Source organism: Pseudomonas sp. 05N431, from assembly GCF_056397005.1.
Genome location: NZ_JBFTMN010000023.1, coordinates 1 through 22,932, shown reverse-complemented (window position 1 = coordinate 22,932; position 22,932 = coordinate 1). Strand labels below are relative to the sequence as shown.

The following is a 22,932-nucleotide window of genomic DNA, read 5'->3' as shown; positions in this document are numbered from 1 at the left end:
CGCTTCACTGCAGGTGGGCGTGCAGGCGACGAGCCGCTTCCTGACCGCTCATCCAGGCCCCTTCGACACGCCCTGACAGGCACCAGTCGCCACACACGTACAAACCCAGGTCGGCATCGGCCAATACGCCCCATTCATGGCTGCTGGCCGGGCGTGCGTAGAGCCAGCGATGGGCAAGGCTGAAGACCGGTGCGGGCATGGAATCGTGCAGCAACTCGGCGAAGGCACCGTGCAGTTGCTCGATCACTGCCTCTTTGGATAAGTCGATATGTTGTCGGCTCCAGTTGCTATTGGCGTGCAATACCCAGGTGTCGAGGGTGGTGTCGCGCCCCGGCTTGCTACGGTTACGCGCCAGCCAGTCGAGCGGGCTGTCCTGTACAAAGCAGCCTTCCATCGGTGTATCCAGCGGAGTGTCGAAGGCCAGCGCAATGGCCCAGGTCGGGTCCATTTTTACCCCGGCGGCGACCCCGGCGAGTTTCGGTGCGGCGGCCAGCAGGGCAGTGGCTTGCGGCGCAGGCGTAGCGATGACGACATGGCTGAAGGGACCGTGGGTGAAGCCTTCGGCATCCTGCAAATGCCAATGTTCTTCGCCACGATAGACCTCGGTAATCCGGCAAGCGAAATGCGCTTCCGTATCGCCGATCAGCGCGCGGGTGATGGCGCTCATGCGTGGGGTGCCGACCCAGCGGGTCTGTTCATCCGGTGATGGGCTGAGCTGGCCACCCTGATAGTGGTAGAGCTGTGGCGTCCATTCGGCGACCCAGCCATTGGCTTGCCAGCGCTGGACTTCAATGACAAAGCGGCGATCACGGGCGGTGAAATATTGTGCGCCCATGTCCAGTGCACCGGCGTCGCTGCGTTTGCTCGACATGCGACCGCCGCTGCCACGGCTTTTATCGAACAATTGAACGACGTACCCCGCCTCTTGCAAGGCTTGGGCTGCCGAGAGTCCGGCGATGCCGGTGCCGATGATTGCGATGGGTACAGTCATAGGGGCCTCGTTTACCTTTCTGTACAGGCTACGCCGTGGGTTAAACCTATACAATATTGTTTTCTGGTATAACTTTCAGCGTTCTCGTTCTAGCAGGTTGGCCTATTGTTAACCACAGAACCTGCCAGATCCGAAACATCCCTGCTTATAAAAATAGACTAGTGATCAGGGTAAAACGCCACGCGAGGAAGAAGTCATGCACATATTGCTGACCGGCGGTACTGGTTTGATAGGACGTCAACTCTGCCGACACTGGTTGAGCCAGGGTCATAGCCTGACGGTGTGGAGTCGCAGGCCCGAACAAGTCGCCAAACTGTGCGGTGCCCAGGTACGTGGCGTCAGGCGACTGGAAGACATCGGCCAACGTCCGGTGGATGCGGTGATCAATCTCGCGGGTGCGCCGATTGCTGATCGCTTGTGGACTCATCGACGCAAGGCGCTGCTCTGGAACAGTCGAATCAGGCTTACCGAAACCCTGCTGGCGTGGCTTGAAAGCCGTGAGCAGAAACCGCAGTTGTTGATTTCGGGCTCCGCAGTCGGTTGGTACGGCGACGGCGGTGAGCGTGAGTTGACCGAAAAGTCACCACCGGTCAGCGAAGACTTCGCCAGCCAGTTGTGCATTGCCTGGGAGGAGACTGCGCAGCGCGCCGAGGCGTTGGGGATTCGGGTGGTGCTGGTGCGTACCGGGTTGGTGCTGTCGGCGGAGGGCGGCTTTTTGTCGCGGCTGTTATTGCCGTTCAAGTTGGGGCTGGGCGGGCCGATCGGCAATGGTCGGCAGTGGATGCCGTGGATTCACATCGATGATCAAATCGCCCTGATTGATTTTCTTCTGCATCAGAAAGACGCCAGCGGTCCTTATAATGCGTGCGCGCCAAAACCGGTGCGCAATCGCGAGTTCGCCAAGACCCTCGCCAGCATTCTGCACCGGCCGGCATTAATGCCCATGCCGTCATTTGTGCTGAAGGTCGGTCTTGGCGAGTTGTCACTGTTGCTGCTGGGTGGTCAGCGGGCGACACCGGCGCGCCTGCTGGCGGCGGGTTTCACATTCCGCTTCACTGATTTGCGTGCGGCCCTGGACAACGTGTCCAGCCGCCTCTGAAATAGGACGTTGCATGACCGATCACGCGTTGCTCCTGGTCAATTTGGGTTCGCCCGCTTCCACACAGGTGGCGGACGTGCGCAGCTACCTCAATCAATTTCTGATGGACCCTTATGTCATTGACCTGCCATGGCCGGTGCGACGTTTGCTGGTCTCGCTGATTCTGATCAAGCGTCCTGAGCAATCGGCTCACGCCTATGCCTCGATCTGGTGGGACGAGGGCTCGCCACTGGTGGTGCTCAGTCGTCGCTTGCAGCAAGCGATGACCGCACAGTGGACCCAGGGACCGGTCGAGTTGGCCATGCGTTACGGCGAGCCGTCGATTGAGTCGGTGTTGACCCGCATGGCTGCTCAAGGGATCAAAAAGGTTACCCTCGCACCGCTTTATCCACAGTTCGCCGACAGCACCGTGACCACGGTGATTGAAGAGGCCAAGCGGGTGGTGCGCGAGAAGAAACTGAATGTGCAGTTCTCGATTCTCCAGCCGTTCTACGATCAGCCGGAATACCTCGACGCGCTGGTGGCCAGCGCCAGACCGTATCTGGAGCAGGATTACGATCACCTGTTGCTGAGCTTTCATGGATTGCCGGAGCGGCACCTGAAAAAGCTCAACCCGGGCCATAGCTTTGAGGGGGGCGGTGATTGCTGTGCTGGCGCGCCGCCGGAAGTGGTCGCGACCTGCTATCGCGGACAGTGCCTGCGTACCGCCGCAGCATTTGCCGAGCGCATGGGATTGCCGGATGGCAAATGGTCGGTGTCGTTCCAGTCACGGTTGGGCCGTGCCAAATGGATCGAGCCCTACACCGAAGCGCGCCTCGATGCGTTGGCCAGGCAAGGCGTGAAGAAAGTTCTGGTGATGTGCCCGGCGTTCGTGGCCGACTGCATCGAAACCCTGGAAGAGATCGGTGACCGTGGCCTTGAGCAGTTCCGCGAGGCTGGAGGCGAGGAGTTGGTGCTGGTGCCGTGTCTCAACGATGACCCGCACTGGGCGCAGGCGTTGAACACTTTGTGCGAAAGAGCGCCGCTGGCCCTTTAAAAGCATCGCGAGCAAGCTCGCTCCCACATTTGATCTCGGTTTTACACAAGTTCTGTGTCCACTGGAGATCCCCTGTGGGAGCGAGCTTGCTCGCGATAGCTATCTCTGTGGCGGCAAAGATCTCAAGCTATTTACAGCAACGGTTCATCCGCCTTCTTGTGCTTCCAGCTGTCATTGCCCGGCAGAATCAGGTTCAGCGCAATCGCCACGACAGCGCACAGCGCGATGCCCTTGAGGCCGAAGTCCTGCGCGCCGGTACCGGTGCCGACCAGCATGCCGCCAATCCCGAACACCAGCGTGACCGAGACAATCACCAGGTTGCGTGCTTCAGCCAAATCGATCTTGTGGCGGATCATGGTGTTCATCCCCACCGCAGCAATCGAGCCGAACAACAGGCAGAGAATCCCGCCCATCACCGGCACCGGGATGCTTTGCAGCAGTGCGCCGAACTTGCCGATAAACGCCAGGCTGATGGCAAAGATCGCCGCCCAGGTCATGATTTTCGGGTTGTAGTTCTTGGTCAGCATCACCGCGCCCGTCACTTCGGCGTACGTGGTGTTGGGTGGGCCACCGAGCAGGCCGGCGGCGGTGGTTGCGATGCCGTCGCCGAACAGCGTGCGGTGCAGACCGGGCTTTTTCAGGTAATCACGTCCGGTCACGCTGCCGACCGCGATCACCCCACCGATGTGTTCGATGGCCGGGGCTAGCGCTACCGGGACAATGAACAGAATCGCCTGCCAGTTGAACTCCGGCGCGGTGAAGTTTGGCAACGCAAACCACGGTGCGGCAGCAATCTTCGCGGTGTCGACGACACCAAAGAAGAACGCCATGCCAAACCCGACGAGTACGCCGGAGATGATCGGCACCAGGCGGAAGATGCCTTTGCCGAACACCGCCACGATCAGCGTCGTCAGCAGTGCTGGCATGGAGATCATCATGGCGGTCTGGTAATGAATCAGCTCGGAGCCGTCCCCGGCCTTGCCCATCGCCATGTTCGCGGCAATCGGCGCCATCGCCAGGCCGATCGAAATGATCACCGGGCCAATCACCACCGGTGGCAACAAACGGTCGATGAAACCGGTGCCCTTGATCTTCACGGCCACGCCGAGAAAGGTATAAACGAAACCGGCCGCCATCACCCCGCCCATGGTCGCCGCGAGGCCGAACTGGCCCTTGGCGAGAATGATCGGGGTGATGAAGGCAAAACTCGACGCCAGGAACACCGGCACTTGCCGCCCGGTGACCACCTGGAACAGCAGAGTCCCGAGGCCCGCCGTGAACAGTGCGACATTGGGGTCGAGGCCGGTAATCAGCGGCATCAACACCAACGCGCCAAACGCCACGAACAGCATCTGCGCACCAGACAGCACCGTGCGCCAGAGCGGGTCGTTGAACTCATCCCGCATGCTCACGCGTCCTTCTGCTTGGTGCCGAAGATCTTGTCGCCGGCATCGCCCAGACCCGGAATGATGTAGCCGTGTTCGTTCAGTTTTTGATCAATGGACGCGGTGTAGATGGTCACGTCCGGGTGAGCCTTCTCTACGGCGGCGATGCCTTCAGGAGCGGCCACCAGAACCATCGCGCGGATGTCCTTGCAACCGGCCTTTTTCAGCAGGTCGATAGTGGCGACCATCGAGCCGCCGGTGGCGAGCATCGGGTCGATGATCATTGCCAGGCGTTCGTCGATTTCCGGAACCAGTTTTTCCAGATAAGTGTGCGCTTCGAGGGTTTCCTCGTTGCGGGCCACGCCCACGGCGCTGACTTTGGCGCCCGGGATCAGGCTGAGCACGCCTTCAAGCATGCCGATGCCGGCGCGCAGGATCGGCACGACGGTAATTTTCTTGCCGGCGATCTTCTCGACCGAAACGGTGCCGCACCAGCCTTCGATATCGTAGGTTTCAAGGGGCAGGTCTTTGGTCGCCTCGTAGGTCAGCAAGGCACCGACTTCCTGAGCGAGCTCGCGGAAATTCTTCGTGCTAATGTCGGCGCGGCGCATAAGGCCAAGTTTGTGTCGGATCAGCGGATGGCGGATCTCACGGATGGGCATAGGGAAAGGCTCCGGCGGCGGGCAAAAAAACCGGCCTAGATTAATCTATCCGAGGGTGTTGTCCTATAGACATACAGTACGTTAGTCCAGAAACGCTTGATCTGACCCGGCCGGATGCGTACCTTTGCTCGCTTTTCCGAATCCGCCACCCCCTTGGAGAGCACCATGTCCGCTGATCTCGAGCATATCCGTCAAATCATGCGAGAGGCTGACTGCCTGTACACCGAAGCTGAAGTCGAGGCGGCCATCGCCCGCGTCGGTGCGCAAATCAACGATCAGTTGGCTGAAAGCAACCCGGTGGTGTTCTGCGTGATGAACGGCGGCCTGATTTTCTCCGGCAAACTGCTGACCCATCTGAATTTCCCGCTGGAAGCGTCCTACCTGCACGCTACCCGCTATCGCAACGAAACCAGCGGCGGCGACCTGTTCTGGAAGGCCAAGCCAGAAGTTTCGTTCATCGACCGTGACGTGCTGATCATCGACGACATCCTCGACGAAGGTCACACCCTGGGCGCGATCATCGACTTCTGCAAACATGCTGGCGCCCGCGCTGTGCACACCGCCGTGCTGATCGATAAAGACCACGACCGCAAGGCTCGCCCGGACCTGAAAGCCGATTTCGTCGGTCTGCCGTGCATCGACCGCTACATCTTCGGTTACGGCATGGACTACAAAGGCTACTGGCGCAACGCCGCCGGGATCTACGCCGTCAAAGGAATGTAAGACATGACCACGCCGAGCTTTCTTGATCAAACACTGTTTACCGAGCTGACCGAGAAGGCTGCGGCCAATCCTCGTGGTCGGCAGCATCACAACTTCCATCAGATGGAGGAGTCGTGCCATCGTATGGCGATTGGTTTGCAGCCGTCGACCTACATTCCACCTCATCGGCATTTGGGCGGCGACAAGGCTGAAACCTTGTTGGTCCTGAAGGGCCGTCTGGGGGTGCTGGTTTTTGATGACGCGGGCCAGGTGGTTGCCAAGCGAGTCTTGCAGGGCGGTGGCGATTCGGTGGGGGTAGACCTGCCAACGGGGGTCTACCACGGTCTGGTGGTGCTGGAAGCAGACAGCGTGATGTTCGAATGCAAGGCCGGTCCTTATCGTCCGGTGGGCGAGGGTGAACATGCGCACTGGGCTCCCCGCGAAGGCGAGCCTGGCGTTGCCGAGTATCAGGCCTGGATGCGCGCACAGTTCGACTGACTGTGAACAGCGGGCATCAGCCCGCTTGATTCAGTTCCTCGCGGGTATTCACCCCGTCGATCAGACGCAAAATCCCCAGCGGATTGGCGTTCTTCAGGGCGTCCGGCAGTAACCTGTCCGGACAGTTCTGATAGCACACCGGTCGCAGGAACCGCTCGATTGCCAGGCTGCCGACCGAGGTGCCGCGAGCATCCGACGTCGCGGGATACGGTCCGCCGTGGACCATTGCATCGCACACTTCGACACCGGTCGGATAACCGTTGAGCAGCAGGCGCCCGGCTTTCTGTTCGAGGATCGGTATCAACTGCGCGCACAGCGCAAGGTCTTCCGGTTCGGCGATCAGCGTGGCGGTCAATTGCCCATGCAAGGCCTGCAGCGCCAACCTGAGCTCTCGCTCGTCGGCCACCTCCAGCACGATGCTGGCCGGGCCGAACACTTCCTCTTGCAGCACCTCATCCCCTTCAAGCAACAGGCTGACGTCAGCCTTGAACAACTGCGGCTGCACCTGATTGCCTGGCACAAGGTGGCCGCTCAAACGCGTCACTCGTGGATGCTCCAGCAAGCGCTGCACGCCGCCTTCGTAGCTACGCCGGGTACCGCTGTTGAGCAGGGTCTGGGGCGGTTTTTCGTTGATCTGCGCGGTGAGTTGTTCGATGAAGGCGCTGAACGCTGCCGAACGCAGGCCGATGATCAAACCCGGATTGGTACAGAACTGGCCGCCCCCCAGCACGATCGAGGCGCTCAACTCACTGGCGATGCTTGCGCTGCGGGTCACCAAGGCAGCGGGTAGCAGCAGTACCGGGTTGATGCTCGACATTTCGGCGAACACCGGTATCGGTTGCGGCCTTGCAGCGGCCATGTCGCACAGGGCTCGGCCACCTTTGAGCGAGCCGGTGAACCCCACTGCCTGGATTGCCGGATGTTTGACCAGCGCCTCACCGACACCCGCGCCATAAATCATGTTGAACACACCCTCGGGCATGCCACTGCGCTGCGCCGCGCGAATGATCGCTGCCGCCACCAGCTCGGCGGTAGCCATATGCCCGCTGTGGGCCTTGAACACCACCGGGCAACCGGCGGCAAGGGCGGCGGCGGTATCGCCCCCGGCGGTGGAAAACGCCAGTGGAAAGTTACTCGCACCGAACACCGCCACCGGGCCCAGGCCGATTCGCCATTGGCGCAAATCAGGCCGTGGCAACGGTTGGCGTGCAGGCAGGGCGCGGTCGATACGGGCGCCGAGGAAGTCACCTTGACGCAGCACACGGGCGAACAGCCGCAACTGGCCGCTGGTTCGTGCCCGTTCGCCTTGAATCCGCGCAGCGGGCAGGGCCGTCTCGCGGCAGACGATGGCGATGAAGTCGTCGCCGAGGGCGTCAATTTCTTCGGCGATGGTCTCGAGAAAACCGGCGCGCACCGTGGCTGGCAGGTTGCGATAAATCGGGTAGGCGGTGGCGGCGAAGTGTGCGGCGTTGTCGATTTCCTCGGCGCTGGCCTGGCTGAAGCCATAGGGCAGAGGTTCACCGCTGTGGGCGTCGACGCTGTGCAGGACCTGATCACCTGCGGCGCAGCGGCCGAAGCCGATAAAGTTGTGGCCGATAATGGCTGACATAAAAAATGCTCGGCATGGCCGCGCTCGATACCGAGCGCGGCAGTGGGTTAGGGCGGTTACAGACCGACGTCCGGCAAGGTCGGACGGTTGGCGAGCGCGGCCTTGACCAGCGCCTCGACCTCGCTGCGTTCGTGGTCAAGCAGACCCAGGCGAGGCGGACGGGTCAGCGCCGTGCCGCGGCCCATCAGTTCCTCACAGAGCTTGATGCACTGCACCAGGTCCGGGCGGGCATCGAGGTGCAGCAGTGGCATGAACCATTCGTAGATCGGCATGGCCTCTTTGAAGCGGCCATCGCGGGCCAGGCGGAACAGCGTCTCGCCTTCTTTCGGGAAGGCGTTGGACATCCCGGACACCCAGCCCACCGCACCGACGGCGATGCTTTCGAGCACCACGTCATCGAGCCCGGCGAACAGCACAAAGCGGTCGCCGACTTCATTGCGCACATCGATAAAGCGCCGGGTATCGCCCGAGGAGTCCTTGAAGCAGACGACGTTGTCGCAGTCGGCCAGGGAGATCAGGATGTCCGGGGTGACGTCGTTTTTGTAGATCGGTGGGTTGTTGTAGACCATCACAGGCAGGTCGATGCTGGCGGCAACACTACGGAAATGCGCGGCCGTCTCGAAGGGTTTCGAGGAGTAGACCAGTGCTGGCATCAACATGATGCCGTCGGCGCCCACGCGCTGGATTTCCTTGGCGACCTTGCTGGCGTTGGCGCTGGTGAATTCGGCGACACCGGAGATCACCGGCACCCGACCTGCGGCGGCGTCCCTGGCGACTTCCACCAGGCTGATTTTTTCTTCAGTACTCAGCGAGGTGTTCTCGCCGACGGTGCCGCAGATCACCAGCCCCGACACGCCGTCACGCACCAGCCCGCTGATGACCTTGTGGGTGCCTTCATAGTCGATGGAAAAGTCCGGGTTGAACTGGGTAGTGACCGCAGGGAAAACGCCGCTCCAGTTAACGTGCTTGCTCATGTTGCCTCCGATAATGACTTTTTAGTATTTCGTATATGTTTAAATTGAGCACTGAAAGTGCCATGGGGTTCAAAGGGTTTTGCCAGGTACGTTGCTTCAAATAGCCAGTTCGACGGGCCAGGTGTCGGACAGTCGATAACCGCCCGGCCAAGGATCGCTTGGGTCGAGCAGATGCTGGTGGGTGCCGGTGATCCAGGCGCGCCCGGACAGGCAAGGGATAATGGCCGGACGGCCGGCGATTTCGCTGGTGCTGTCGATCCGGCAACGAAACTCGGAACCGATGATCGAGCGTCCGATGAACACTTCACCCACTGCCAGTTGGCCTTTGGCGTGCAGCACCGCCATGCGCGCCGAGCAACCGGTGCCGCAGGGCGAGCGATCGATCTTGCCGGGGCGGATCACCACCGCATTGGCGGCACTGGCCACACCGTTGGTGCGGTCGAGCGGCGCGGCGATCTGGCAGAACGAAATATGCTCCCAGTCCGGGTTCAGCGGGTGCACGAAACCCAATTGTTCATTGGCCGCTTGAGTAATCTTCAGACCGCTGGCGACCAGGTCCGCGGCTTCATCGGCGGTCAGCGAGAAACCCAGGCGCTGGGCATCGACGATCACAAAGCTGTCGCCGCCATAGGCAGTATCGACTTGCAGCGAGCCGAGGCCTTCGACTTCGATCCAGGCATTGAGCTTGTCGGCAAATGACACCACGTTCCGCACCTCGACCCGCTCGGCCTTGCCGTTGCGACACTGGGCCGTCACTTCGATCAAGCCACCCGGGGCTTCGAGCACCAGCCGGGTCAGCGGCTCGGTCATCGGTAAAATACCGCTGTCGAGCAGCACCGTGGCCACGCACAGCGAGTTGGAGCCGGACATCGGCGGTGTGTCCGCCGGTTCCATGATGATCCACGCCATGTCGGCCCGTGGGTCCTTGGCCGGCACCAGCAGATTGACGTGACGAAAGACTCCGCCGCGTGGCTCGTTCAGCACGAAGTTGCGCAGGGTCTGGTCCTCGGCAATCCAGCGCGACTGCTCCCAGAGTGTCGCGCCGGGTGGTGGTGCGACGCCGCCGACGATAACGTCACCGACTTCACCTTCGGCGTGGCAACTCACCACATGAATGATCTTGCTCGAACGCATGACTGTCTCCTGAGGCCTGACTGTGGGTTACAACACCGATTTCAGGAAATCGGCGGTTTCCGCGCGTCGCGGCTGGCCGATCACCTGGTCCGGTGAACCGATTTCGTGGATCTTGCCGTCGCGAAAGAACGCCACCCGATCCGACACATCCCGGGCAAAGCGGATTTCGTGGGTCACCAGCACCATGGTCATGCCTTCCTCGGCGAGCAGGCGCATGGTGTCCAGCACTTCGCCCACCAGTTGCGGGTCGAGGGCCGAAGTGGCTTCGTCGAACAGCATGTAGTCCGGCGACATGGCCAGCGCCCGGGCAATCGCCATGCGCTGTTGCTGACCGCCGGAGAGCTTGCTCGGAAACACCTTGAGCTTGTCGCCGAGGCCCACGTGGGTCAGCTGCCGCACGGCAATTTCTTCCGCCTCCTGACGGCTTTTGCCGAGTACCTTGCGCGGGGCGAGCATCACGTTCTCCATCACCGTGAGGTGCGGGAAGGCGTTCCATTGCTGGAAGACGATGCCGATTTTCTGCCGCAACTTGTTCAGGTCGGTGCCGCTGGCATGCACCGGCGTGCCGTCGACACGGATCTGCCCGCCCTGAATGGCTTCCAGGCCGTTGATGCACATCAGCAAGGTCGATTTGCCCGAGCCCGAGCCGCCGATGATCGACAGCACTTCGCCTTTGTTCACGGTCAGGTCGACACCCTTGACGACTTCCAGGTTGCCGAAGGATTTACGAACGTTCTCGATCTCAATCATTTTCCTGCCACCTCTGTTCGAGCCGCGCACCCAGACGAGCGATCACCAGGCTCATGACGTAGTAGATAAGGCCGGCCAGGGCCAGGACGAACAACGGTTCCTGGAGCCGGGTGACGATGGTTTGCGAAGCGCGGAGCAATTCGACGATGCCGATCCAGAGCACCAGCGAGGTGTCTTTCATGACCGCCAGTGTCAGGTTGATCCAGCCCGGAAACGCCACCCGCGTAGCCATCGGCAAGACGATGTGCAGCAAGTCCTGGCGGTGACTGAGGCCCAGCGAGCGAGCAGCCCGGCGCGTACTCGGCGGCACCGAGAGCACGCCGCCGCGGACGATTTCTGCGCAGTAGGCGGTGGAGTAGGCGCCGAGGATCACGCAGGCCACGGTGAATGCGCTCCAGTTCAGGCCGACGATCGACTTGAACGAGTTGAGCAGCACAAACTGGATCAGCAACGGCACACTGCGAAACACGTCCAGCACCCAGGCCAGCGGCAGACTCACACGCGGCAGCAAGGCCCGAACCAGGCCACAGGCGACACCCAGCAACGTGCCGATCAGCATCGCCCAGAACGTCAGTAACAGCGTGGTGCCGGCACCTTGCAGCAGGTAGAGGAAGTCGCCCGAGGTAAAACTTGAGGTGTACATGCAGACCTCCTAGTACCGGAACAAACGCCAGGCCAGCAGGCGGGCGATCAACACCACCAGCTTGGCCAGGACGAAGTAGAGAACGGCGGCGATGGCGAAGAACTCGAAGGTGCGAAAGGTCTTCACGTTCAGCGCCTGGGTCACGCCGGTCAGGTCGCTGGTCAGGCCGACCACCACGCCTAGTGACGTCATCAGCAAGGCCCAGACCATTTGATTGGTCAGCGGGTAAAACACCACGCGCAGCAATTGCGGCAGGACCACCAGCCGATAAGCCTTTGGTGCGCTCATGCCCAGCGAGCGGGCTGCGCGCAATTGGGTTTCCGGCACGGCGTTGAGGCCGCCGCGAAAGGTCTCCGCCAGGTAGCCGGCGTTGTTGAAGGTGATGCCGATCAGCAACGCCAGCCATGAGCCCATGTGAATGCCAAAGGCGCCGAGGCCGAAGTACAGGATGTACACCTGAAACAGGGCTGGCGTGTTGCGTGCAATCGACACCCAACTGGCGGACATCGCCCGCAACAGGCGCTTGTCGGACAGTTGGCCGAGGGCCAGGAACATGGCGATCAGCGTGCCGGCCAACATCGACAGCACCGCGATTTCCAGAGTGATCCGCGCGCCGTCGAGCATTTCCGGCAACGCCTGGAAGGCGGCGCGCCAATGGAAGGTGTAGTCGAACATCAAAGGAGTTCCTTGGTTTCAACTGATGGAGTCGCGCACAGTTCCCGTGGCAGCCGGCGCTGTGCCCGCTGCCACGGAGCGCAGGTTTAGCGATACACGCCACTGGCCGTCAGCTGTGGCGCGGTGCCGCCGACCCATTGCGCGAACAACTCCTGATACCGTCCGGAGCGCACCTGGTGGTTGACGAACAGATTCAGGTAGTTGATCAGGCCGAACTCATTGCGCTTGGCGCCCAGCGACACATAGTCGATGTCATACGGTGCGGTACCGGCGACACTGAGGTTTTTGTACTTGCCGGACTTGATCAGCGACGAGGCGACCGTCGAGGTCACAGTCGTCGCGTCGATCTGTCCCTGGCTCAGGGCAAGCACCGCGTCGGCCAGCGACTGGTAGGCATGGAAAGCGCCTTTGGCGTTGGCCCACTTCTTCACGTCGTTTTCCAGTGCGATGGCTTCGAACGTGCCGGCCGGGCCGCCCACCGAGTGGCCCTTGAGGTCATCGTAGGATTTGATCCCGGCGTCGCTGCGGGTCAGCACCACCATCTGGAAGGCGAAGTAGGGAATGGTCATGCCCACGGTCTTGGCCCGTTCCAGGGTGTCGGAGGTGGAGGCGACGATCACGTCAGCGCGGCCGGAAACCAGTGCCGGAATTCGGTCCGGGAACGGGGTCTCGACAATCTCGGCTTTGACCCCGAGGGTTTTTGCCAGGTCATTGCAGTAGTCGACATCGAAGCCGGCCGGGGTGTTCTTCTCATCGCGAAAGCCCATCGGCGGGAAGTCCAGGGTCACCGCGCAACGCAAGTTGCCGGACTCGATGATGTCGTCGAGTTTGTCGGCCTGAGCCTGGGCGATGAACGCGCTGCTCAGCAGGGCGGTAATGAAGACGGCGGATGCAGGATTTTTCATAAGGGGCCTCGTTGTCGGATGGTGTCGAGCGTTGGGCAGTTCTTATTCAATGTGTATTTGGAATTTCGTATACGATATTTGATATGCACTGGGTGTGCCAAAAAACCGCAAGCCACATCGGGTTAAACCTTCGGCGGCCTGCAAGGCGCGAAACAGACGCCAGCCGCCAGCGACGCAGATTCCGGCCAGGGACATACGCGGCAAAGACGAACGCCTCGAAGACGGGGGTCTGTCACAAAAGGGAGCAGGGTTTGGCGGGGTGCGCAGTAACGGGTAACAGTCAGCGATGGTTATCGCGGTACTGCGAAGGGGACACGCCGGTGAGCGCCTTGAACTGGCGGCTGAAGGCGCTGTGGTCGGTGTAGCCGCAACGCAGGGCGATCTCGGTGATCGGCAGTTCGCCTGACAGCAGTTGCGTGGCCGCGCCCAGGCGTGCCTTGTGAATCATCTGCCGGGGTGTCAGCTGGAAGATCCGTTTGCACAGGCGTTCCAGTTGCGCCACGGAAAACCCGCTGAGGGCCGTTAGCTCACCTAGGGCGATGTGTTGCGCGTAATGCTCGCGGATATGCCCGTCGACTGCCGCGAGTTTTTCGTAAGCCGGATGACTGGACTGGGGCGCGAGCAGATCGTAGGAAATCCCCGCCATGCCGATGATACTGCCCTGAGCATCGCGCAGCGCCAGTTTGTGAGTCAGGCACCAGCCAGGTTCGCGTCCGGGATAAAGGTGCAATTCCAGCTGATCGCTCAACGGGTTGCCATCACTCAGTACCCGCCGGTCCTGCTCGGTGTAATGCGGGCCGAAGTGCGAGGGAAATACCTGCTCAGCCGTCTTGCCGAGGAGTGTGTTGGGGGCTTTGGCACCACAGCGCTGGGCCAGTGTCTGATTGATCAGCACGTAGCGGGCGGCGGTGTCCTTGATGAAGAACACCACGCCGGGCATGGCATCGAGCAGCGGAGTGATCAATTGCAAACTGCCCAATAGCTCGGGCAGATCGCGGGGACAGGGCAGTGGCAGGGGGAACGTCATCAGGTGGCGGCCCGCAGGGATGAGGGCCTTACTCTACGGTGACGGACGCGCCATTGGGAAGCTCGGCCAGTTGCAACAACGTGTCGATGCGCGTTGGGGAAAACGGCGGACGTGGTGCCGGTTGTGGCCAGTCGAACAGGTAGCGGGTCGCCGCACCGCAGATCCGTCCCTGGCAAGCACCCATGCCGCAGCGGGTGTGCAGTTTGGCCTGGTTCCAGCCGGTGCAGGCCTTGAGCGCCGACAGCGCCACGTCTTCACAACGGCAGATCAGCGTGTCGAGTGTTGCCAGCTGTTTGAGTTCATCACGCAAGGCAAAGCTGCGCCGCAACTGATCGGCGAAACCTTGCCAGCGTTGCCGTTGCGGCCAGAGGGCGCGGGCTTGCTGTACTTCACCGATGGCCATCAATCCGGCGATGGCACCTTCGACCAGCGCCAGCTCACTGCCACCGAAACCTGTGCATTCGCCCGCCGCATAGTGCCCGTTCAGGCTACTGAGTTGGTTGGTATCGACGGCGATCGCGTCGTCCTTCAGTTCGCAGCCCAACGCTTGGGCTAGTTGGGTGTTGGGGATCAGGCCGAAGCCGCAGGCCAGCCGCTCACAGGGGATGTCGACGATCCGGCCTTGGCGGTTCAGGCGAACGCCTTTCAAGTGGCTGTCGCCATAGGCTTCGAGGACATGACTGTCGCAGCGGTAATGCCGATCGAACAGTTGAATCGCTTGCAGGCATTTAGTCGGCCATTTGGGCAGTTGCAGGGCAAACCCGGCGACGGCACGTAGTGGCGCTTGTTCGGCAATCTGCAAAACCTGAGCGCCAGCCTTTTTTGCGGTGGCGGCGCTGGCCAGCAGCAGCGGTCCACTGCCGGCAATCACCAGTCGCTCGCCGGCCACCGGCATGCCGCCCTTGATCAACGCTTGCAACCCGCCAGCGCCAGTGACGCCAGGCAACGTCCAGCCGGGAAATGGCAGCAACAGTTCACGGGCGCCAGTGCACAGAATCAGTTGCTCGTACTCGATGATCCAGCCGTGCTCTGGGTCTTCCAGCAACAGTTTTTTGGGGCCGGCCAAGGCGACCACGCGTGTCGAATTGAACACCTGCACGTTACTTGCCGCTGCCAGTTTCTGGCGATGAGCCTGAGCATTGGCCGGCAAGTGCGCATTAATGCCATCACGCCAGATTTGCCCGCCGGGTGTCGGGTTGTCATCGATGATGGCGATGCGCGCGCAGCTTGGTGCGGCGGCCAACGCTGCCGCCATGCCTGCCGGTCCCGCGCCGATAATCAGCAGCTCGACGTTCATGGCCGGGTCTCCACGCGCATGCCTGTGCGGCAGGTGGTCTGGCAGGCGAGGCGGCGCTGACCGTCGATGTTCACCCGACACTCCTGGCAAACCCCCATCCCGCAAAAAGGTGCCCGGCGCTGGCCGCTGACCGAGGTTCGGTTGCAGCCGTCGCCTGCCAGATAGAGCAGCGCCGCAACTGTTGTACCGGCGTCGACCGCTACCGTGCGGCCGTCGAGACTCACTTCAATCATGCGCGTAACCCTTGTGCGGTGGTCAGGAAACGTCCCGGCAGGTAAGGCGTCGGGTCGATGGCCGGAGTGGTGTTACACAACTGCGCGGCCAACAGCTGTGCGCTGCCGGGTGCGGTGGTCACGCCCAATCCTTCATGCCCGGCCGCCAGCCACAAACCCGCTTGCTGTGGGTGTTCACCGAGCAGCGGCAAGCCATCGGTTGTGGCGGCGCGCAGGCCGGTCCAGCTGCGGATAGCGTTCATCCCCGCCAGTTCCGGCAAATAGTCGATCGCCCGACGCAGCATGCGCGCCAACACCGCCGGTTCGACGCTCAAGTCGGTGGTGTCGAACTGACGCGATGAGCCGAGAAAGATTTGCCCGGTCGGACGTGGCTGGGCATTGAAGGCCACCGAGGTGCCTTCGCTGGCGTGAGCACTGGTGACATAGCCCAGCTCGACCAACTGGTGATGGATCTTGCCGGGGTAACGGTCGGTGATCAGCAGGTGGCCTTTCTTCGGGCGGATCGGCAGGTCGGGGCACAGCTCGGTGGCGTGAATACCGTTGGCCAATACCACCGCTTCGGCACGCAACTGCTCGCCGCTGCTCAAGCGCAACTGGTTGCCGTCGACCTGCGTAACTTCCACCGTGCGCCGAATGATCCGCCCGGCGTTTTGGTTGAGCAGCCAGTGAGCCGCATTCGGCGCATAGAGAATGCCGTCACCGCTGACCTTCAGCGCGCCACTCAGGCCGGGACGGAGCATTGGTTCGGCTTCGTAGAGCGCGCGCGGGTCGAGCATTTCGCAGTCGATGCCGCGAGCCTTGAGCGTCTGACGTTTGTGCTCGGCGCCGGCCATTTCCTCGTCATTGGCGGCCAGCCACAGCGTGCCGCAATTGCGGTAGGCGCAATCGGGGTCCAGGCGTGGCGCCCATTGCCGCCAGAGTTCGATGGAGTATTGGCTCAGCGCCAGTTCCGCCGGGTTGTCATCCATCGCCACCAGGTGACCCATACCGACTGCCGTGGCGCCGCCGCGCTGGCTGTCGAGCACCAGCACGTCGAGCCCGCGTTGCGCCAGCTCGAAGGCACAGGCACTGCCGACAATGCCGGCGCCGATGACGATAACGTCGGCATTCATGAACCGATGCCCCACACGAACGGGTCGTCTTCCTCCAGCAACAAGTGGCTCTCGCCACTCATGTGGGCGCGACCGCGAATAGTCGGAATGATGCGTTGTTCGTCGAGCCGTTCGTAGCTGGCTTCGAACTGGCTGCCGATCACACTGGCCTGGCGCCAGACTTCACCGGGCTGCAATTTGCCGTCGGCTGCCAGGCACGCCAGCTTGGCGCTGGTGCCAGTGCCGCAAGGCGAGCGGTCGTAGGCTTTACCGGGGCAGAGGACAAAGTTGCGGCTGTCGGCCACCGGGTCGTCGGCAAACAGCTCGATGTGATCGATTTCGCCGCCGTCCTCACCACGAATACCCTGGTTCTCCAGCGCTTCGCGGACCGCCCAGGTGTAAGCGGTCAAGGCTTCGAGGTTGTCGCTGGCGATGCGTTGGCCGTGTTCGGCGATCAGGAAAAACCAGTTGCCGCCCCAGGCGATGTCACCGCTGACGGTGCCGTAACCCGGCAGTGTCAGTTGCACGGCCTTGCGGTAGCGATAAGCGGGGACGTTGCGCACGCTGACCGAGCGATCCTCATGCAACGTCGCCTCGACCGTGCCGACCGGGGTTTCGATCCGGTGCATGCCGGGCTCGATGCGTTTGAGATACGCCAGCGAGGCCACCAGGCCAATCGTGCCGTGACCGCACATGCCGAGGTAGCCGCTGTTGTTGAAGAAAATCACCCCGGCACAGGCGCCGGGATCCTGTGGCTCGCAGAGCAGGGCGCCGACCAGCACGTCGTTGCCGCGCGGCTCAAGCACCGTGGAGGTGCGCCAGTGGTCGTGCTCTTCGGCCAGGCGGCGCTTGCGTTCGGCCATGGTGCCGCTGCCCAGTTCCGGGAAACCGGCAATGACCAGGCGTGTCGGTTCACCGCCAGTGTGAGAGTCGAGGACGTGGATACGTTTCATGAAGGGCGCCACCTTGCACAGGAAATGTCTGTGCAAGACTGGCGTTTGAGGCGCGGGATGGCTTGAGGGTTTTAACCGTTACCGATGACGAAATCGGCACACCCGATCAGATTCGCGCGGGGGCATTGGGCAGGTGTTCATAGAGCGTGCGGCACACGCCAATGATGTGTTGCTCGATCAGTTCGGCGGCTTTGTCGGCGTCACCGGCCCGGCACGCGGCGATAATGTCGCGGTGCTCGTGGTCCGCACGGTCCTTGCCTTCGGAAAAACTCATCTGCATGCGCAGGTAGCGTTCGACCTTGTCGTGAATCGAGCGAATCAGGTTGAGCAGGAACGGCCGTTGCGCCGGCTCGTAGAGACAGGCGTGCAGCGCCCAGTTCAATTCGGCCCAGCGCCCGATGTTGTTTTCGTCGAGGAACTCGGCGCAGATACTTTCGGCACGGGCGAACGTGGCTTCAGTCATGTTCGGCACGGCCAGGCGAATCGCCTGGACCTCCAGCAGCACCCGGACTTCAAAGATCTGCGCCAGTTCGGGCTCGGAAATCTTCGTCACCACCGCGCCCTTGTTGCGCTGAAACTGCACCAGGCCTTCCGCCTCAAGGCGTTTGAGCGCCTCGCGCACGGGAATCTTGCTGACGTTGAACAAGCGGGCGATGTCGTCCTGACGGATCGGTTCGTCTTCGGCAAAGTGACCGCCGATGATGGCCTCGCGCAGATGCTTGACGATGACTTCCGAAGCTGAAGGCACAATCCCCAGATTGGGGGCATTGAAGCTGGGTAGAGGCACGTGAATGAATCCCGGCAGGCGTGATGGCGAATATTGTATACGAGCGCGTCGGCGCACCAAGCGCTTTTCCGTCAGGCGTATTGTCCCGGCGCACGCATTGAGTGCTGGTCGTTGAGGCTTGGGGCGGGGCAGGGGTAAACTGCCCGCCCCGTGAGATGTCTGCGAGCTGGAGTCGGCAATGCGTAAAGATAAGAAACAGGTGATTGGTGACGAGATCGGCGATGCGCAGATCAAATTGTTCCTCGATTTTGAACCGGTCGACGCAACTTCACCGTCCCTGCACAAACTGATCAAGGCCTACCGTGGCCTGCGTATCGACGATTTCGAGCGTTTCCTGGCGTTCTTCGTCGAGGCCGGTTACGACCTGGATGGCAAGGACGAGCACGGCAAGGACTTCGTTGCCCTGATCCAGGATCAGCGTAATGCCGCCGACTACATCGAGTTGATCCAGAAAGCTCGCGGCTAAGATCTTTGAAAAGCCATAAAAAAACGCCCCGCTCTCAACGAGAACGGGGCGTTTTTTTTATGCGGGGGCCTCAAGCGAAGCTTGGGGTCTCGCTGCTTTCTTCAACCAGTTCCAGCGCGACGTTGTTTTGCGCGTTGATCTTGCGATACAGCGCAGCGTCGGTTTCCAGGACTTTTTCCCGGGCCGGGAAGATTTCGGCCAGCTTGGCTGCCCACTCACCCTTGGCTTTGTTCGGGAAACATTTTTCGATCAGCTCAAGCATGATCGACACGGTGACCGACGCGCCAGGCGAGGCACCGAGCAGCGCGGCAAGCGATCCGTCCTTGGCCGCAACCAGTTCGGTACCGAACTGCAGGATGCCGCCTTTTTTCGGGTCTTTCTTGATGATCTGCACGCGCTGGCCAGCGACTTCCAGACGCCAGTCTTCGGCCTTGGCCTGAGGGTAGAAGCGGCGCAGCGATTCCAGGCGTTGTTCCATCGATTGCATCACTTCGCTGACCAGGTACTTGGTCAGGTCCATGTTGTTTTTCGCCACGGCCAGCATCGGGCCGATGTTGCCGGCGCGAACCGACATCGGCAGGTCCATGAACGAACCGTGCTTGAGGAACTTGGTGGTGAAGCCGGCGTAAGGTCCGAACAGCAGGGACTTCTGGCCGTCGACGACGCGGGTGTCCAGGTGTGGCACCGACATCGGTGGCGAACCCACCGCTGCCTGGCTGTAGACCTTGGCCTGGTGGTGTTTGACCACTTCCGGGTTGTCGCAACGAAGCCATTGGCCGCTGATCGGGAAACCGCCGAAACCTTTGCTTTCTTCGATGCCCGAAGCCTGCAACAACGGCAAGGCCGCACCGCCGGCACCGAGGAACACGAACTTGGCATCGACTTCGCGGGTGTTGCCGCTGTTGACGTCCTTGATGCTGACGGTCCAGCCGTTGCCGTTACGCTTGAGACCGGTCACGCGCTTGCAGTACTTGACCTGGGCATCGGGTGCGCTGGTCAGGTGCTTGAGCAGTTGATTGGTCAGGGCGCCGAAGTTGACGTCGGTGCCGTTTATCACGCGGGTCGCGGCGATGACTTCGTCGGCTGGACGACCAGGCATCATCAATGGCATCCATTCGGCCATTTTTGCCTTGTCTTCGGTGTACTCCATCTCGGCGAAGGCGTGGTGCTTGCTCAGCACCTTGAAACGTTCCTTGAGGAATGAAACGCCTGCTTCACCTTGCACGAAGCTCAGGTGCGGGACCGGGCTGATGAAGGATTTCGACGAGCCGAAGGTGCCTTTTCGGGTCAGGTAGGACCAGAACTGCTTCGACACCTCGAACTGGGTGTTGATGTGCACGGCTTTCTTGATGTCGACGCTGCCGTCAGCGGCCTGTGGCGTGTAGTTCAGCTCACATAGCCCGGCGTGACCGGTACCGGCGTTGTTCCACGGGTTGGAACTCTCCGCGGCACCGGAATCCATCAGCTCGACGACTTCCAGCTTGATCGCGGGGTCGAGCTCTTTGAGCAATACAGCAAGGGTGGCACTCATGATGCCGGCCCCAACCAGTACTACGTCGACTGCTTCGTTATGCGCCATTTAACGCGTCTCCAAAATCTGCAGCACCAAATTGTCGGCATAGCTGCCAGGCGTGACGGGGCATGCTCTGTAGAGCCCCGGGTCACCCATGGCCAGGATCGCCATGTCCGAATCTTCGCAATTTTTTGCAACTTCGACAGACGCTACCTACCGGGCTCAGGGTTCCTATGAACTCACTTCAGCGCGCGGGAGGCAATTCGACTTATGGTCGATACGTCCGTTTGTGCAACCAAATCCGTAGTGGACAGGCTTCAGGCTCCAGTTCTTGAGGAGTACTCGGTCCTGTGTCGTTGGGCTGTTGTAGACGCTAATGGTGCATGTTCAGACGCAAAACTATTCATTTGCTCGCCACACTCTTGTGAAGTTGTGAAAACCCGTTTTTTTCACGCTCTTTTGAAGACGTGAACCTCAAAAAAGGGCTGTCCCAGCCTGGCACCGTGCCCGGATGGATTGCCGCCATGGGATACAGGGCAGGCAAAACGGGCAAACAGCTCAGTGACCGAGCGTAACGACAGCTCTGGCAGATTCGCGAAAAGTGGTGGTTTGCAGGATAAACAGCAAGCTCGCCAGCTTCACTCGATCTGTGTGGGCGGCTCTCTGTGGGCGGTGCGGGGTGTCAATACAAACGCATTGACGATGCTGCGAGGCCCGATCAGGAGACGTCCTTATAATCGGGGGGAGATTGTAGCGAAGAAACGCAGGGAAATGGTCGTGTTTAATGACTTTTATTAGCCGTTCGGTCAGGTGGACTAAACAGCACGCAACGGTGCAGGAGCAATGAGCGGGCTCAGACGGGCGCTGGCCGGCAGTGGCTGGTGCAACCAGTTGAGACGAATTTCTTCGATTTCCACCCAACCATCGCCCTTTGGCGGCACTTGGCAGTGCTTGAATGCCAGGCAGCATTGATTGCTGTCGAGCTGGGCAAAGTAGCGATATTTGCGGCGTGGAGCAAACAGCGACCAAAGAAATTGCATGGCAATGCACTCGAGGTGAGACGGCCTTGAAGTTAGCAGTGTGGCATGACACTGGCGTTACGGAGCACCCGATACACGTGACATTGCATATCTCTTCAGCAAGTGTTCAGGGTTGCTGGTTCGAAGAGTATGCCGACCGCTATACTGCGGGACTGTCTGTATTTGTATCTGGAGATTAGCGCATGTTGCAACGCCTGTTGTTCGGTTTGATCACTGTGACCAGCTTGACCCTGGTTGGCTGCGCCAACAGCCCGCAACAACTAGCCCCGGAGCCGAAACTGACGACTCAGTTGGCGCCGATCGGGCATGGTCAGCCAGTGGTGGTGAGGGTGGTCGACGGCCGTCCGTCGCCAACCTTGGGCACTCGTGGTGGCCTGTACCCTGAAACCAGCGCAATCACGGTGCAAGGTGCGCAAATCCTGCCGAAGTTGCAGGCCCAGGCCGAAGCGGCTGTGCGTTTGCTGGGTTTCACGCCAACGCCTAACGCTTACAACGCGCCGCAGTTGACGGTGACGCTGGCGGAGCTGACGTATCAGTCACCCAAAGAAGGCATGTATGTAACTGAGGCGACTATTGGCGCGGCTTTCCGCTCTGATGTGCAGAATGCCAACCATCGTTACAGCGGCCGTTATGCGGCGTCGCTGAATCAGCGTTTTGGTATGGCGCCGAATCAGGAAACCAACACCAAGCTGGTGAGCGATGTGTTGAGCGATGCGTTGACCCGGTTGTTCAAGGATCCGACGGTGGGTCAGATGCTCGCCCAATAACAGTTGGTTGTCTTCAAGAAACCCGGTACCAGCGATGGCACCGGGTTTTTTGTGCCTGCTGGTTTTTGGGGACTTTCTGTGGGAGCGAGCCTGCTCGCGAAGGCGCCCCGACAGCCGACCAATCTCCCGCAGACGTACACCAATCAAAATGTGGAAGCTGGCTTGCCTGCAATGGCGGCCTGACAGCCGACCAACCTCTTGCAGATGTACACAGTTCAACTGTGGGAGCTGGCTTGCCTGCGATGGCGGCCTGACAGCCGACCAGTCTCTTGCGGATGTACCCCAATCAAAAGTGTGGGAGCCGGGCTTGCCTGCGATGGCGGCCTGACAGCCGACCGATCTCTTGCGGATGTACCCCAATCAAACCTGTGGGAGCTGGCTTGCCTGCGATGGCGGCCTGACAGCCGACCAGTCTCTTGCGGATGTACCCCAATCAAAAGTGTGGGAGCTGGCTTGCCTGCGATGGCGGCCTGACAGCCGACCAATCTCCCGTTGGTGTACATATCCATTTCTGCGGTAACGGCCACTTATGGTTCCGCTCTTACAGCGTGTCACTTTGGCAAACGCCCCAAAGTAACCAAAGGTCTCGCCCCAAGCGTACGGCACCTCGCCTAGGCTCGGCGTTCCCTCACTCCGGTGTCCATCAGGGGGCATCGCCTACGGTCTGCTGCGCGACGACCTCCTCTCGATGTGTC

At 61.0% G+C, this 22,932-nt stretch carries 24 protein-coding genes; 6 read left to right on the top strand and 18 right to left on the bottom strand.

Going from position 1 to position 22,932, the window contains the following annotated elements:
• Positions 1 to 4: 4 nt before the first annotated feature.
• Positions 5 to 991: an NAD(P)/FAD-dependent oxidoreductase gene (locus AC1DIG_RS26470; RefSeq protein WP_216741287.1), complete on the bottom strand. Its 987-nt coding sequence runs from the start codon at positions 989 to 991 to the stop codon at positions 5 to 7.
• Between the two features lie 196 nt (positions 992 to 1,187).
• On the opposite strand from AC1DIG_RS26470, the gene AC1DIG_RS26465 reads away from it, so the two are divergent.
• Together AC1DIG_RS26465 and hemH are read left to right on the top strand one after the other, a co-directional pair.
• Positions 1,188 to 2,090 carry a TIGR01777 family oxidoreductase gene (locus tag AC1DIG_RS26465; protein ID WP_477769675.1) on the top strand — a complete coding sequence of 301 codons (903 nt, stop codon included), beginning with the start codon at positions 1,188 to 1,190 and terminating at the stop codon, positions 2,088 to 2,090.
• Between the two features lie 13 nt (positions 2,091 to 2,103).
• The gene (gene hemH / locus AC1DIG_RS26460) at positions 2,104 to 3,126 is read left to right on the top strand and encodes a ferrochelatase (protein ID WP_477769674.1); all 1,023 of its coding nucleotides are present in this window, start codon (positions 2,104 to 2,106) and stop codon (positions 3,124 to 3,126) included.
• 131 nt (positions 3,127 to 3,257) lie between these two features.
• On the opposite strand, the gene AC1DIG_RS26455 is transcribed toward hemH, so the two are convergent.
• A complete protein-coding gene (locus AC1DIG_RS26455) occupies positions 3,258 to 4,532 on the bottom strand; it encodes a uracil-xanthine permease family protein (RefSeq protein WP_477769673.1) in 1,275 nt (424 codons plus the stop codon).
• Between the two features lie 2 nt (positions 4,533 to 4,534).
• The gene (gene upp / locus AC1DIG_RS26450) at positions 4,535 to 5,173 is read right to left on the bottom strand and encodes a uracil phosphoribosyltransferase (protein ID WP_019693615.1); all 639 of its coding nucleotides are present in this window, start codon (positions 5,171 to 5,173) and stop codon (positions 4,535 to 4,537) included.
• A 165-nt stretch (positions 5,174 to 5,338) separates the two neighbouring features.
• Between upp and AC1DIG_RS26445 the strand changes: the two genes are divergently transcribed.
• A complete protein-coding gene (locus AC1DIG_RS26445) occupies positions 5,339 to 5,896 on the top strand; it encodes a hypoxanthine-guanine phosphoribosyltransferase (RefSeq protein WP_123582808.1) in 558 nt (185 codons plus the stop codon).
• Positions 5,897 to 5,899: 3 nt separating this feature from the next.
• A complete protein-coding gene (locus AC1DIG_RS26440) occupies positions 5,900 to 6,373 on the top strand; it encodes a WbuC family cupin fold metalloprotein (protein ID WP_427543193.1) in 474 nt (157 codons plus the stop codon).
• 16 nt (positions 6,374 to 6,389) lie between these two features.
• Here AC1DIG_RS26440 and AC1DIG_RS26435 read toward each other — a convergent pair whose 3' ends face one another.
• From AC1DIG_RS26435 to AC1DIG_RS26375, 13 genes are all read right to left on the bottom strand, one after another.
• Positions 6,390 to 7,982 (bottom strand): aldehyde dehydrogenase (NADP(+)), encoded by a 1,593-nt coding sequence (locus AC1DIG_RS26435; protein ID WP_477769672.1) that lies wholly within the window; start codon positions 7,980 to 7,982, stop codon positions 6,390 to 6,392.
• Between the two features lie 56 nt (positions 7,983 to 8,038).
• Entirely contained in the window at positions 8,039 to 8,956 is a 918-nt protein-coding gene (locus AC1DIG_RS26430) for a dihydrodipicolinate synthase family protein (protein ID WP_477769671.1), read from the bottom strand.
• 96 nt (positions 8,957 to 9,052) lie between these two features.
• Positions 9,053 to 10,090 (bottom strand): trans-3-hydroxy-L-proline dehydratase, encoded by a 1,038-nt coding sequence (locus AC1DIG_RS26425; protein WP_477769670.1) that lies wholly within the window; start codon positions 10,088 to 10,090, stop codon positions 9,053 to 9,055.
• Positions 10,091 to 10,117: 27 nt separating this feature from the next.
• Complete coding sequence (locus tag AC1DIG_RS26420) at positions 10,118 to 10,840, bottom strand: amino acid ABC transporter ATP-binding protein (protein WP_477769669.1); 723 nt, start codon at positions 10,838 to 10,840, stop codon at positions 10,118 to 10,120.
• Positions 10,833 to 11,483, bottom strand: coding sequence for an amino acid ABC transporter permease (locus AC1DIG_RS26415; RefSeq protein ID WP_477769668.1), 651 nt, complete (start codon positions 11,481 to 11,483; stop codon positions 10,833 to 10,835). The genes AC1DIG_RS26420 and AC1DIG_RS26415 overlap by 8 nt, the downstream gene beginning before the upstream one ends.
• A 9-nt stretch (positions 11,484 to 11,492) precedes the next feature.
• Positions 11,493 to 12,158: an amino acid ABC transporter permease gene (locus AC1DIG_RS26410; protein ID WP_477769667.1), complete on the bottom strand. Its 666-nt coding sequence runs from the start codon at positions 12,156 to 12,158 to the stop codon at positions 11,493 to 11,495.
• Positions 12,159 to 12,244: 86 nt separating this feature from the next.
• Complete coding sequence (locus AC1DIG_RS26405) at positions 12,245 to 13,063, bottom strand: ABC transporter substrate-binding protein (RefSeq protein ID WP_477769666.1); 819 nt, start codon at positions 13,061 to 13,063, stop codon at positions 12,245 to 12,247.
• A 280-nt stretch (positions 13,064 to 13,343) separates the two neighbouring features.
• The gene (locus tag AC1DIG_RS26400) at positions 13,344 to 14,090 is read right to left on the bottom strand and encodes an AraC family transcriptional regulator (protein WP_477769665.1); all 747 of its coding nucleotides are present in this window, start codon (positions 14,088 to 14,090) and stop codon (positions 13,344 to 13,346) included.
• 28 nt (positions 14,091 to 14,118) lie between these two features.
• A complete protein-coding gene (locus AC1DIG_RS26395; RefSeq protein ID WP_477769664.1) occupies positions 14,119 to 15,387 on the bottom strand; it encodes an FAD-dependent oxidoreductase in 1,269 nt (422 codons plus the stop codon).
• Positions 15,384 to 15,620, bottom strand: a complete 237-nt coding sequence (locus tag AC1DIG_RS26390; RefSeq protein ID WP_477769663.1) for a (2Fe-2S)-binding protein — start codon at positions 15,618 to 15,620, stop codon at positions 15,384 to 15,386. The genes AC1DIG_RS26395 and AC1DIG_RS26390 overlap by 4 nt, the downstream gene beginning before the upstream one ends.
• Positions 15,617 to 16,732: an NAD(P)/FAD-dependent oxidoreductase gene (locus tag AC1DIG_RS26385; RefSeq protein ID WP_477769662.1), complete on the bottom strand. Its 1,116-nt coding sequence runs from the start codon at positions 16,730 to 16,732 to the stop codon at positions 15,617 to 15,619. Before AC1DIG_RS26385 ends, AC1DIG_RS26390 begins: the two co-directional genes overlap by 4 nt.
• A complete protein-coding gene (locus tag AC1DIG_RS26380; RefSeq protein ID WP_477769661.1) occupies positions 16,729 to 17,664 on the bottom strand; it encodes a 4-hydroxyproline epimerase in 936 nt (311 codons plus the stop codon). The genes AC1DIG_RS26385 and AC1DIG_RS26380 overlap by 4 nt, the downstream gene beginning before the upstream one ends.
• A gap of 106 nt (positions 17,665 to 17,770) precedes the next feature.
• Positions 17,771 to 18,451: a GntR family transcriptional regulator gene (locus AC1DIG_RS26375; RefSeq protein ID WP_216741273.1), complete on the bottom strand. Its 681-nt coding sequence runs from the start codon at positions 18,449 to 18,451 to the stop codon at positions 17,771 to 17,773.
• A gap of 178 nt (positions 18,452 to 18,629) precedes the next feature.
• Between AC1DIG_RS26375 and AC1DIG_RS26370 the strand changes: the two genes are divergently transcribed.
• The gene (locus AC1DIG_RS26370; protein ID WP_054595650.1) at positions 18,630 to 18,917 is read left to right on the top strand and encodes a PA4642 family protein; all 288 of its coding nucleotides are present in this window, start codon (positions 18,630 to 18,632) and stop codon (positions 18,915 to 18,917) included.
• Between the two features lie 70 nt (positions 18,918 to 18,987).
• Here the strand turns inward: AC1DIG_RS26370 and mqo are convergent, their stop codons facing one another.
• Both mqo and AC1DIG_RS26360 read right to left on the bottom strand, forming a co-directional pair.
• Positions 18,988 to 20,496 (bottom strand): malate dehydrogenase (quinone), encoded by a 1,509-nt coding sequence (mqo, locus tag AC1DIG_RS26365; RefSeq protein ID WP_477769660.1) that lies wholly within the window; start codon positions 20,494 to 20,496, stop codon positions 18,988 to 18,990.
• Positions 20,497 to 21,245: 749 nt separating this feature from the next.
• Positions 21,246 to 21,470 (bottom strand): hypothetical protein, encoded by a 225-nt coding sequence (locus AC1DIG_RS26360; protein ID WP_477769659.1) that lies wholly within the window; start codon positions 21,468 to 21,470, stop codon positions 21,246 to 21,248.
• A gap of 182 nt (positions 21,471 to 21,652) precedes the next feature.
• Here AC1DIG_RS26360 and AC1DIG_RS26355 point away from each other — a divergent pair, with 182 nt between their 5' ends.
• Entirely contained in the window at positions 21,653 to 22,237 is a 585-nt protein-coding gene (locus AC1DIG_RS26355; protein WP_477769658.1) for a YajG family lipoprotein, read from the top strand.
• The last annotated feature ends 695 nt before the right edge of the window (positions 22,238 to 22,932 follow it).